At 30.3% G+C, this 10,704-nt stretch carries 15 protein-coding genes; 11 read left to right on the forward strand and 4 right to left on the reverse strand.

Features of this window, described 5'->3' with window-relative positions:
- Positions 1–97 precede the first annotated feature (97 nt).
- From NX902_RS25595 to NX902_RS25605, 3 genes are all read right to left on the reverse strand, one after another.
- Positions 98–1,255, reverse strand: coding sequence for an FtsW/RodA/SpoVE family cell cycle protein (locus NX902_RS25595; protein ID WP_341123920.1), 1,158 nt, complete (start codon positions 1,253–1,255; stop codon positions 98–100).
- Positions 1,256–1,406: 151 nt separating this feature from the next.
- Positions 1,407–1,766 (reverse strand): hypothetical protein, encoded by a 360-nt coding sequence (locus tag NX902_RS25600; protein ID WP_341123919.1) that lies wholly within the window; start codon positions 1,764–1,766, stop codon positions 1,407–1,409.
- A 170-nt stretch (positions 1,767–1,936) separates the two neighbouring features.
- Positions 1,937–2,296 carry a hypothetical protein gene (locus NX902_RS25605; protein WP_341123918.1) on the reverse strand — a complete coding sequence of 120 codons (360 nt, stop codon included), beginning with the start codon at positions 2,294–2,296 and terminating at the stop codon, positions 1,937–1,939.
- Positions 2,297–2,499: 203 nt separating this feature from the next.
- Here NX902_RS25605 and NX902_RS25610 point away from each other — a divergent pair, with 203 nt between their 5' ends.
- The 8 genes from NX902_RS25610 (at position 2,500) to NX902_RS25645 (ending at position 7,006) form a co-directional block, all read left to right on the forward strand.
- The gene (locus NX902_RS25610; RefSeq protein WP_341123917.1) at positions 2,500–2,931 is read left to right on the forward strand and encodes a disulfide oxidoreductase; all 432 of its coding nucleotides are present in this window, start codon (positions 2,500–2,502) and stop codon (positions 2,929–2,931) included.
- Positions 2,932–3,434: 503 nt separating this feature from the next.
- Complete coding sequence (locus NX902_RS25615) at positions 3,435–3,965, forward strand: MerR family transcriptional regulator (RefSeq protein WP_341153421.1); 531 nt, start codon at positions 3,435–3,437, stop codon at positions 3,963–3,965.
- Between the two features lie 72 nt (positions 3,966–4,037).
- The gene (locus tag NX902_RS25620) at positions 4,038–4,205 is read left to right on the forward strand and encodes an antitoxin VbhA family protein (RefSeq protein ID WP_341123929.1); all 168 of its coding nucleotides are present in this window, start codon (positions 4,038–4,040) and stop codon (positions 4,203–4,205) included.
- A gap of 21 nt (positions 4,206–4,226) precedes the next feature.
- A complete protein-coding gene (locus NX902_RS25625) occupies positions 4,227–4,406 on the forward strand; it encodes a hypothetical protein (RefSeq protein ID WP_341123928.1) in 180 nt (59 codons plus the stop codon).
- Between the two features lie 109 nt (positions 4,407–4,515).
- Positions 4,516–4,908, forward strand: coding sequence for a hypothetical protein (locus tag NX902_RS25630; protein ID WP_341123927.1), 393 nt, complete (start codon positions 4,516–4,518; stop codon positions 4,906–4,908).
- Positions 4,909–5,322 (forward strand): hypothetical protein, encoded by a 414-nt coding sequence (locus NX902_RS25635; RefSeq protein ID WP_341123926.1) that lies wholly within the window; start codon positions 4,909–4,911, stop codon positions 5,320–5,322.
- A 183-nt stretch (positions 5,323–5,505) separates the two neighbouring features.
- The gene (locus tag NX902_RS25640; RefSeq protein ID WP_341123925.1) at positions 5,506–6,195 is read left to right on the forward strand and encodes a Rep protein; all 690 of its coding nucleotides are present in this window, start codon (positions 5,506–5,508) and stop codon (positions 6,193–6,195) included.
- Between the two features lie 622 nt (positions 6,196–6,817).
- Complete coding sequence (locus NX902_RS25645) at positions 6,818–7,006, forward strand: hypothetical protein (protein WP_341123924.1); 189 nt, start codon at positions 6,818–6,820, stop codon at positions 7,004–7,006.
- 21 nt (positions 7,007–7,027) lie between these two features.
- Here the strand turns inward: NX902_RS25645 and mobQ are convergent, their stop codons facing one another.
- Entirely contained in the window at positions 7,028–8,875 is a 1,848-nt protein-coding gene (mobQ, locus tag NX902_RS25650) for a MobQ family relaxase (RefSeq protein ID WP_341161099.1), read from the reverse strand.
- 454 nt (positions 8,876–9,329) lie between these two features.
- Here mobQ and NX902_RS25655 point away from each other — a divergent pair, with 454 nt between their 5' ends.
- The 3 genes from NX902_RS25655 to tnpA all read left to right on the forward strand — a co-directional run bounded on the left by NX902_RS25655 (position 9,330) and on the right by tnpA (position 10,595).
- Entirely contained in the window at positions 9,330–9,623 is a 294-nt protein-coding gene (locus NX902_RS25655; protein WP_341161100.1) for a conjugal transfer protein TraD, read from the forward strand.
- 225 nt (positions 9,624–9,848) lie between these two features.
- The gene (locus NX902_RS25660) at positions 9,849–9,983 is read left to right on the forward strand and encodes a hypothetical protein (RefSeq protein WP_341161101.1); all 135 of its coding nucleotides are present in this window, start codon (positions 9,849–9,851) and stop codon (positions 9,981–9,983) included.
- Between the two features lie 156 nt (positions 9,984–10,139).
- Positions 10,140–10,595 (forward strand): IS200/IS605 family transposase, encoded by a 456-nt coding sequence (gene tnpA / locus NX902_RS25665; RefSeq protein WP_095330205.1) that lies wholly within the window; start codon positions 10,140–10,142, stop codon positions 10,593–10,595.
- Positions 10,596–10,704: the final 109 nt, after the last annotated feature.

A 10,704-nucleotide genomic window follows, 5' to 3' on the forward strand; every position in this document is an offset into this window, starting at 1 on the left:
TTTTACCAATAAGCTATGACTGCTAAAATTCCTATGAGAATAATAGAGCTAAGGCAAATAGTAGAAAATAGTTTTACTCTGAATTTCAATTCTTTATTCATTTTGAATTCTCTCCAAATAAATAATGTTTTGTTTTTGCGGAAATATTTAAGATTAATGTTAATGCTAATAAGGTTCCTAATATGGAACTTCCTCCATAACTTAATAAAGGTAAAGGTATTCCTGTGATTGGAACTAATCCAGTTACCATTCCAACATTTTCAAATATATGGAATGTTAGCATTGCTATTACTCCACTTGCAATTATGGATTCATATTCTCCTTTATTAACTAATACAATAACCACAATTCTGTATATTAAAAGAAAATATAAACTTATTACTAAACTCGCACCTAAAAAACCATATTCTTCAGCAATAACAGAAAATATAAAATCTGAATGTGATTCTGGTACATCGACTTGACTTTTGAAGAAACCTTTACCATATGTTGTTCCAGAACCTATAGCTAAAATAGATTGTGTTAATTGGTATCCAATTCCTTGTCGAAATTGAAAAGGATCTAACCAAGAATGTATTCTATCTAATTGGTATTGACTAAGAAATAGTAATAATGTATTGGGAGTGTATATATAGATAATTATTAATGTTCCTATACCCAAAAGAACTATTGAGAAAAAGGATATCAATATTTTCCAATTTACTCCAGAAGCGACAATTATACCAAACATTATTGTAATTATAACCATTGCTGTTCCAGCATCTGGTTGTAACAATATAAATAATAAAGGTATAGAAGTTATTCCTAATATTTTCAAAACTAATATTAAATCAGTTTTAGTGGTTTTATTTATAGTTTTATTGTTATGATCTACTGATATTTTAGCTAAAAAAATAATCAAGAAAACTTTCATAAACTCTGCAGGTTGTAAAGATCCTATTTTCGGAAGAACAAACCAAGCTTTTGTTCCTTTAATATTTGGTGCAATTGAAGATGGAGCTATAAATAGAATTATTAATAATAGAATTCCAAAAATGTATAAATAAGGTGAAATTTTTTTTATTTGTTCAAAATCAAAGTAATAAATGATTGAGGTTATAATAAAACCTATAACATACCAAATGGCTTGTTGCATAGCAAAATTACTGTTATATGGTAATATTTTTTGAGCACTATATATACTAATAATACTTATAATCATAAGCATTATTATGATTGCTAGTAGATAAAAATCATAATAATTTTTACTTTTCATTGTTAACTCCTATTTCCAAACATTAATTTAATTATTTAATGAGTATAACATTATAGTTAATAATTATAAAATGTATCGTTAATGTAAAGAATAAAAAGTCCCCTTTAAGAAGACTTTTCTTAAAGGGGACTTTTTAACAAATAGTTTTTAATCAATCATAAACTGTTACTTTTAAAGTTACTTTTCCATAATAAGTTATATTACCCAAATCATATTTTTTTCCTTTTTTTAATCCAGACCAAGTTGCACAGTTAGGAGATCCTCCAGAAGTTTTTTTACTAACATTTTTTCCAATAGGAGCTCTTTCTAGACCTAATTCTATTTTTTCAGAACTATTATTAACACAAACTTTTAAATTTCCACCATCTTTTGAAGTTATTCGAACTACATTTTTAAATTCGTAAGAACCAATGTTTTGCCATCCTGCTTCAGCACTGGCTTCTGAACCAAATGATCCAAATGTAATAATAAAAACTAAAGATAATATTGATAATAAAGATAATTTTTTCATAATTGAGATTCCCCTTTCTATTTTTTCAATTAATAGAATACTTTAAATCAGATGAAAAAGATGTCGAATTTTGTAAAAAGAAGTAAAAATATACAAAAAAACACTCTCTATATAAAAGTTAATTTATAGGAGAGTGTTTACTTTTCTAGTTTTTAATTGAATTGTATTAATCAATCATAAACTGTTATTGATAAGGTTTTTTCTCTGTAATAAGTTATATTACCTATATCATATTTTTTTCCTTTTTTTAATCCAGACCAAGTTGCACAGTTAGGGGTTCCGCCGGATGTTGTGCTTCTAATACTCTTTCCGATCGGAGCTCTTTCTAGTCCTAATTTTATTTTTTCAGAGTTGTTATTAACGCAGACTTTTAAATTTCCGCCATCTTTTGAAGTTATTCGAACTACAGCTTCGAATTTATAAGAACCAATGTTTTGCCATCCTGCTTCAGCACTGGCTTCTGAACCAAACGATCCAAATGTAATAATAAAAATTAAAGATAATACTGATAATAAAGATAATTTTTTCATAATTGAGATTCTCCTTTCTTTCTTCAATTAATAGAATACTTTAAATAAAATAAAAACATTGTCGAAATTCAGCGAAAAAATACAAAAAAATGTAAATCTGTAAATGATTATGATAACTTTTATATTATAAAGGTATTTTAATTGTTATAGATATTTGTTAAAAATATTTTAAAATTAATTGAATAAGATAGGAGAAAAATAGTTTGAAGAATAATAGCAAAGAAAATTTATTGTATTGTATTTTTATTATTTCTACTGTTGCTACATTGGGCAGTTTATACTTTTCAGAAATTATGAATTTTGATCCTTGTAAATTATGTTGGTTTCAAAGAATTTTTATGTATCCTTTACCAATTCTTACTGCAATTGCTATTATCAAAAAAGATTATCAACAATCTGTAAGTTTTCTTTTTATATCTAGTATCGGTTTAATGTTTTCTATGTATCATAATATTATTAAATTGTTACCTACTGATTATAAAGGAGCTTGTGGACAAATTTCTTGTACAATTGATTATTTTAATTTTATGGGATTTATTACTATACCATTTTTGTCTTTTTTTGCATTTCTTTTAATAGAATTATTATTAATATATATGGTGATAAAAGAAAAATCTATGAATAAAACCCTTTAAAAGATTAGTAAAAAGAATCCTGTAATGTTTAGTAGAAAGGGGAATGATAATTATGAAAAAATTTGGAATTTAGAAGATGACTATTATACATTAGAAGTAATCACCTATTAACGATATGATAAGTAATAAAGATCTTGCTAAGAAGAATACTGCTCAAAAATTATTAGATGAAATTGAGAAACAGAATGATTTTGACCTTGATCCATTTAAATATATATTAAAACAGCATTTAAATTAACAATAGTTAACATAATCATTCCTATACACAGCAATCAAAAAAGCAAAAGGCGGAATTCGTCCATATTGGGGCAAATTCCGCCTTTTTGCGTTTGGGAAATAACGAGAAAAATAGCTTCATAATAAAAAAGCTAATCTTTAGATTGCTCCTGTTTACTCCTAAATGCTACTTCATTTTATAATTGACTTTTCACGATGATTGAAATAAAAGAAGGGAATTTTACTAGGTTATCGAAGAATAAAAGTAGAAGGAGTGAATAAACGCTATGAAAAACGCTAATAGCTTTGGCTATTTTTCTAAAGATGTTGCGGCTGATTTAGAAATAACTACTTCTAGTTTAAGAAGATGGTCTATTGAGTTAGAACAGCATGGTTATATAATTGAACGAAATGAAAAGGGGCAGCGTATTTATTATGAACGCGATTTTAAGGCGTTAAGAGAATTAAAAAAATTATTATCAAACAACGTCTCTTTTACAGACGCGTTAAAAGCTGTTGTATCAATGAATTTAAACGAAAAAAACGCAGCAAAAACGCCTAGCGTTTTCACGGATGAAATCCGTTTATCAAAGAGTGAATTAGAAGAAACGATACAAAGAGTAGTAAAAATAGCAATTGAAGAAGAAAGAGAAAATATGTTGAAAGCATTTGAATATAAATTGAATGATGTTATAGAAAAAAGAGATCGACTCTTAACGATGCAATTACAACAATCATTAGAAGAAAAGAGATTAGAAATAGCAGCTGCCAAAGAAGAAGAAAACGTAAAACCCTGGTGGAAAAAACTCTTCAAGTAAGAGAATTTTAAGGATAAGGGTTGCCTTTATGGCAACCTATAAACCTTTAGGGTGATAAGGGGGTAGTTTTTTATGAAAAGGACCAATGAAGAAGCGATGAGATATGCAAAAGCTTCGTTGAGATTATCTGGAATGGATGTTTCGAAAGAACAAGAGGATTTAGTAAGAAGATCTTTAGAGGGACATATTTCAGCTGAAGATTTTATCAAGCAGTTAAAGGAATTAGCTGATAAAAAATAAAATAAGGTGGTGGGCGATTTTATGCTAATGCTTCATGAAATTTTAGGAACAGATAAGCCGATTTTTAAAGAGAAACAAGTAGAACATTTTTTCTATGAGGAATTGCTAGCATTGAACGAAAAATCTTCACAATATAAGATTACTGGCTATGTGGAAGTAAGAAAAAACAAGCAATTATTTTTCAAGCAAGTGTATAGTTAGGAGAAAGATACCGATTATTCTATTTTGGAAAATCGGTATTTTTTACGCTTGTATAAAAGTTACTTAAACGTTATAATAAGAGTAACTTAAATAAAAAGGCGGTTAAAATATGTTGAAGGTATGGGATTTACACAAAAAATTATATGATGCTCGTTGGAATGGTGAAGAGGAAATAAATAAGACAATGGAGCAATTAGAAAATGAGTTTGTTTCTTTGGCTACGACGGAAGGAGTTGCTATGGAAACAATAAACGAAATGTTAGGTCAGCTCTACATTCCGCCTTATCGATATGATACGTTACCAGACCATTTAAAGCACTCTAATTCAGCTAAAAAGGAAAATGTAGGGCGTCCGTCTATGGGAGTTACTAAAAAGGTTTCTATAACCCTTCCAGATGATATATGGAGCAAAATAAAGAGCGATATTAAGGATAAGGATTTAAAATCTATGTCTGCTTATTTTAGAGAATTAGCTTTAGATTGTTACAAGGGGGAAGCCTAATTGCTTTGTTCTTATTGTGGTCAAGAGAATAGCAGCTATGCAGAAACATGTTCGTTTTGTGAAGCACCATTAAAAGTGAAAAGACCGAAACTAAATGGTTTTATGTACTTGGAATTATGCGAAAGACCGTTTTCGGTTTTGGTTTCTTTTCACACATATGATCTTTTAGTTTTGCTTCGACTGGTGAGAGAAAAGCGGACAAGTTGTTATCACCTTATGAGAACCGTTCAAAAGGCTCCTGACGGGGTTGTAGTTCCTAGTGATATAAAAGGTTTGGCAGAAAATGAATATCGGCTTTATACTTCTCGTATGAAGGTTATAGAGGGTATCTTGGTTGATAGAATGGGTTATAAACCGAAAAGAATTGATAATAAATTGTTAGAGAAGTTTAAAGAGAAGATAGAAAGGGACTAGAAAAAATGGGGAAATATTGGTAGGGTTAGTGTAATAAAAAGAAAAAAGAGAAACCTCATAGTTTGACGGACTGGAAAGGTTTCTCTTTACATAAAGGATTGGAATTAATCCTATATTCACTTATTGAATAATTATATTCTAACATATAGAGATTAATTCCTTCCAGTAGGGAGAGGAATTTTTGTGAAAAAAGAAAACAATAATGTAGTAAAATTAAACAGAGATTTAGATCAAGCTGAAAAAAATGCTAGAAAAAGAGATTACGAAAAAGACTCAAAACTTAGAGAACAAGTAGAAGGCCTTAAAAAGTCTTTATTAGGTGAAATAGAAAGTCTTACTGGAGAGAAATTTCATTTAACTAGAGATAGAAATATATTTGCAGGGGAGCCATTTAGTCAAAATATGCATAGGAATCTTGATTTACTTGTCCAAATTGATTATTTAACTCAAGCAGAAGAAAGCTTTTTATTTAGAGTTCAAAATTATTTAGAATTTAAGACAAATGTAATTCTTAAAAGAGAAGATAAGTTTTCTTCCAAGAAAAAAACCGACGAGTTTGCTTTAGCAAGAGCGGCAACAGTTTCGGATATTGCAGAAATGATTGGTAAATCTCGTAGACAAACATCTGAAATCATGAATTCCTTAAAGGATAAAGAAATTTTATTAAATCCAGAAGGTGCAGGGCAAATCACTGAAAATGGACGTACTGTTAGTCCTAGAACGTGGATTGTAAATCCTTATATTATTATTTGTGCTCCTAGAAAAAATGATGTTCAATTAGATGGTTTAACAATGCGTCTATTTCAACATTCTTTAAAAAGATTAAAAGATCAAAATGGAAAAAAAGTAAATTTACCTGTTAGATTTTTTTAATAAATTCCAAGGTCATATTCAAAAAATATGACCTTTTTTATTTATTAATTTTTACAAATTGGAAATTATTAGGTGTGACGAAATCCTCTCACTTTTAATTTAAAATGAGAGGAAAACCTCACACATATAAAACCCCCATAAAATCAGTCATATCAATGGTTCAACCCACTTTTTTAAAATCTTGCCTTATTATCAGTATTGTTAAGAAGTGAATCGAATATGATTTTACGCTCCTTATTTTTGTTTAAATTACGTTCTGCCATAAAGGCTAAAAGGTTGCCATAAAGGCAACTAAAAAAATCGCTTTTAAGGGGGGATAATTGTTAAGTGGATCTATAACAAGGCTATCCAAAAAAATGGTATATCTTTTCTTATAAAATAGTTTTAAAAAGGGATAAGGGTGTTTTTATGTATATATTTAAAGGTGGCAGTTTGAAGAAGTATGAAAAGAAGAACCACACTGATTCGCAAACAGACAATGGTTCTTCTTCTGCCGAAGATTAATTCAGTTGAACAGATACTATTGGTCTGCTAATAGTTATTTGAACATCTAGTAATGATCGTTACTAGGTGTCTTTTTTATTATATCGAAAGATATAATGGTTTAAAAGGTGGTGTTTATATGCATGAGTTTGAAAGGTCCAAACAAATTATTAAAGGTGATTTTGATTGCAACCGTACTTGGAACGTGACATTTGAATATAGTCGAGATTATGAAAAAAAGCCTTTATCTTGGGAAGAAAATCAGCAATTGCTTGACGATCTCATCAAGGTATTTGAAAAATACGAAATGAATTGGAAATTGAAATAAGGGGTTGTGAATTTTACAACCCTATCTTTCTAATCCATTATCTCTTAATAAATATTGTTCTCTTTTATTTGTTCGCTGTAAGTCTTTTTGAACATCTGATAAGACTTGATTTTCCTTCTCCAATTCCTCGATTTTCTTCACATATTTTTCTTTAATTGGTTTCTGTTCATTGATTAGTTCTCTATCTTGTTGAATAGAAGAAGTGTTTTTATAACCAGCTTGTACAAGTTCTCGTCCTATTGATTTTTTGCGTTCGTTTAGTGCTTCATATTGCTCTTTGGCTACTGGATCATTAAGTACCTTTCCATATTGATAAGGGTTATTTTCAGTAGCCTTTAATTGGCGGTCGATTTGGGTAATTCTTTTCAATTTTATTTCGGCTGCTTTCACTGTTTCTTTTCGTTTTTCATAATTGGAAATAGCTTTTGACATGCTGTCTATTTCAGCTTTATTTTTCTCGATAACAGTTGGTATATCGCTAGTTTTTAAAAGATTATAATGTTCATGAATGTCTTGTAATTTTATAGCAGTTTTATAGTCAATTCGCTTATTTTCTAGTTCTGGATATAGAGAAGTTGCTTTTTTGATTTCATGATTTTTTAGAAGGCTTTCTCCTTGTTCTAATAACTTATTAGTATTTTTGTATGTTGTTCTTTTTCCTTCTAATTCAGTACGAGATTGTTCAACTTCTTTGTCCATTTGTTTTTTTCTAAATGGAATTTCTTCTCTAGTTGAAATGCCATTATCTCGCATTAAAATGGATACTCTTTCTTTTTGGCTATCAAAAGTTTGGCTTAAAGAATTAATTTCATTGCGTAGCTGCTCTTTCTGTTTTCGTTGGAAGAATCCTGTATTTTCAAGTGCTTGCTCTTTTTCGATTATTTGTTTTTCAAAATTAGATAAAGTAGCATTTGCTTGGAAAAGATTATCCATGTTTTTTTGCTTGTTTTGAAGTTGATAATGTTCGGAATTATTTTGGTTATGCCATTTTTCATTGAACTCTTTTATCTTAGAAATATTCTCTAAAGTCGGTTCTTCTTTGGTTATATGTGTTTGGATATAGTCTAATACTTTTTGTTCTCCAGTAGTGAAAGCAACCGCCTTTTTTTGTTCCTGTTCTTTTGACAATGCTTGTCGTTGTTGCTTTTCTTCACGATATTTTTGTAAGTCATAAACAATGGCATTGTGCTGTTCTACTTTACGATTTATATTTCCGCGGTCTGTTTCCATTCCCTTTTTCTCCATATCAGAAGCTACATGCCCTAAATGAACAGTAGGTAAAATTTCAAGTCCACGATCAGCATGAGATTGATGGGTAATTCGTTCTTGGATATTTTCTTTTTCAAGTGCCTTATTGGCATGTTCAGACCATTGCTCTCTCCATTGTTCCAGTAGTTCTTTATTGTTCCAATCACGATTTTTTGTAGTGAAGCCATCTTCTGAAATTTCTCTAGTGGTCAACATAACATGAGCGTGAGGATTTTCTTTATCATCTCTATGAATAGCAATATCGGCAATCATGCCTTTATCTACAAATTGTTCTTGAACATATCCTTTGATTAATTCGGTTTGCTGTTCATTAGAAAGTTCTCGTGGCAAAGCAATATTAATTTCTCTTGCAAGTCGTGAGTTTTTTCTTGTTTCGCTTCTCTCCACTTCATTCCAAAGAAACTCTCTATTTTGAACCCATGATGGGGCATGAGAAGGAGCAAGAATATGGTTTTCGGGTTGCACTTCTCTTTTATAATATTTAGTTTGCTCGGTTTGTTCATCACGTAGTTTTTCTCCTGATCGATAAGAAGCAGAAGCAACTGCTGATTGTCCTTTTCCTCGTGAAATAACTTGAACAGAAAAGTGATAGATAGCCATATTCTTTTTCCTCCTTTCTCTTTTGGATATTATGTATTTTGATTTTTAGGTTTTATTGTTTTTATGTTTTAGGTTTTCATATCCGTAATAAAAAATTTCGTACCGAAAGGTGGGAAAATTTTTATTATGGTTTCGTAAGGATTTATTAAACGAGTTGGGGATATCCCAACTTGGAATAATAAATAGCTTACGAATGGTTTTTATGTATTCGCCATTTGGCGGATACTCATTCGCACATTTGCGAATGAAGGATTTTGATTTTGTATTCGCTGATAAGCGAATATGCCTTTTGTTGCGAAGCAACCGCACAACAAACGTTAGTTTGTGTAAGTGCGCCCTTCCTCACATCAGTTCGTTGGGGTTATTATACCACGGATTGATGTGAGGAATCATTCTGTAATTCTAGTTTTCGCTCGTAATTTTGGATATAATAGAGAAAATAATAGAGTAGGGAGTGAGAGCCTTGGCTCGAAAAACGGAAGAAGAGAGATTAATAGATTTAGAAGAAAAAATTAGGAAGATGCAATTAGAAAAGCAACGTTTGGCGAACCAAGTAAGACAAAAGGAGAGAAAGGAACGAACAAGAAGATTAATACAAGTAGGTGGATTAATAGAGAAACATTTTGAAATTGAAGGGGAGGAAGAAACAATTAAATTAATTGCTTCTTTTAAAGAGGTTGTTGCAAAGAATAAGGAAAAAATATTAGAAATGAATATTGATCAAGCAAGAAAAATTCTTCGAATTTAGATTAATAGAAATTTAGAGTTGATAAATTAAGAGTTTATCAAAAATGACATTTTTACAAAAAAATGTCATTTTCATGATAGGATATTTTTGTAATTTAATTTTAGGAGGTATTATTTCTATGAAAAAATTTGCTTTACTTTCTGCTGTAGCTTTTTCATCTGTATTAACATTTTCATGAACGAAAGTCATTAGATCCGGTTGTAGATATTGATGAGTTAACAGAAGTTGATTTTTAGTCAAATTGTCAATAATGGCGGTGGTTTTAGTACAATGGGTGCTGGCGAATGGGATAATGACCAAGCTGAATTATTTGTAAATATCTATAGTTATGTTATTGGGATTGATAAAAAAAGCTACTAATATTTTTAGTAGCTTTTTTTTATTTTACTCTTTTTAAACCACAGGCTCTGCCTGTGTGAAAATAAAACTTGTAGAGTCGTATTAGAAAAAAACTCCAATCGTTATAATAGAAGATGGCCGTCAAACCAACTTCAAATAACGAGAGGAGTTCTGCTCATGTCGAGCGACAATAGTTTATCACATACAAGATGGAATTGTAAGTATCATATCGTATTTATTCCCAAATACAGAAGGAAAGTAGTATATGGGAAATTAAGAAAAGATATAGGTGCTATATTGAGAAAACTATGTGAAATGAAAGATGTAGAAATAATGGAAGCACATGCCATGCCAGATCATATACACATGCTGGTAAAAATACCACCGAAAATGTCTGTTTCGTATTTCATGGGATATTTAAAAGGTAAAAGTTCATTGATGATCCATGATAGACATGCAAATTTAAAATATAATCATGGAAATCGAACGTTTTGGGCGAAAGGATATTACGTAAGTACGGTTGGATTAAACGAAAAAACAATTGCAAAGTATATACGAGAGCAAGAAGCAGAGGACCGTTTGCGAGATAATATGAGCAAACGAGAATACGTCGATCCATTTAAAGATAAGTAGGGAGAGTAAACGGTTGGCGGTCAATTTAGAGGTCCCTTTAGGGGCTTCGTTGGTAAAGTGCCCTTATAGGGCGAAATTAAAACCGCCGGTTCTACCGGCGGATACTTAC

The organism is Niallia sp. FSL W8-0954, from assembly GCF_038005605.1.
Lineage (GTDB): Bacteria > Bacillota > Bacilli > Bacillales > Cytobacillaceae > Niallia > Niallia circulans_A.

Excerpts from the sequence above, each read along its gene's own strand:
- NX902_RS25595 (WP_341123920.1), bottom strand. The coding sequence starts at position 1,255 with ATGAAAAGTAAAAATTATTATGATTTTTATCTACTAGCAATCATAATA.
- NX902_RS25600 (WP_341123919.1), bottom strand. The coding sequence starts at position 1,766 with ATGAAAAAATTATCTTTATTATCAATATTATCTTTAGTTTTTATTATT.
- NX902_RS25605 (WP_341123918.1), bottom strand. The coding sequence starts at position 2,296 with ATGAAAAAATTATCTTTATTATCAGTATTATCTTTAATTTTTATTATT.
- NX902_RS25615 (WP_341153421.1), top strand. The coding sequence starts at position 3,435 with ATGAAAAACGCTAATAGCTTTGGCTATTTTTCTAAAGATGTTGCGGCT.
- NX902_RS25620 (WP_341123929.1), top strand. The coding sequence starts at position 4,038 with ATGAAAAGGACCAATGAAGAAGCGATGAGATATGCAAAAGCTTCGTTG.
- NX902_RS25625 (WP_341123928.1), top strand. The coding sequence starts at position 4,227 with ATGCTAATGCTTCATGAAATTTTAGGAACAGATAAGCCGATTTTTAAA.
- NX902_RS25630 (WP_341123927.1), top strand. The coding sequence starts at position 4,516 with ATGTTGAAGGTATGGGATTTACACAAAAAATTATATGATGCTCGTTGG.
- NX902_RS25645 (WP_341123924.1), top strand. The coding sequence starts at position 6,818 with ATGCATGAGTTTGAAAGGTCCAAACAAATTATTAAAGGTGATTTTGAT.
- mobQ (WP_341161099.1), bottom strand. The coding sequence starts at position 8,875 with ATGGCTATCTATCACTTTTCTGTTCAAGTTATTTCACGAGGAAAAGGA.
- tnpA (WP_095330205.1), top strand. The coding sequence starts at position 10,140 with ATGTCGAGCGACAATAGTTTATCACATACAAGATGGAATTGTAAGTAT.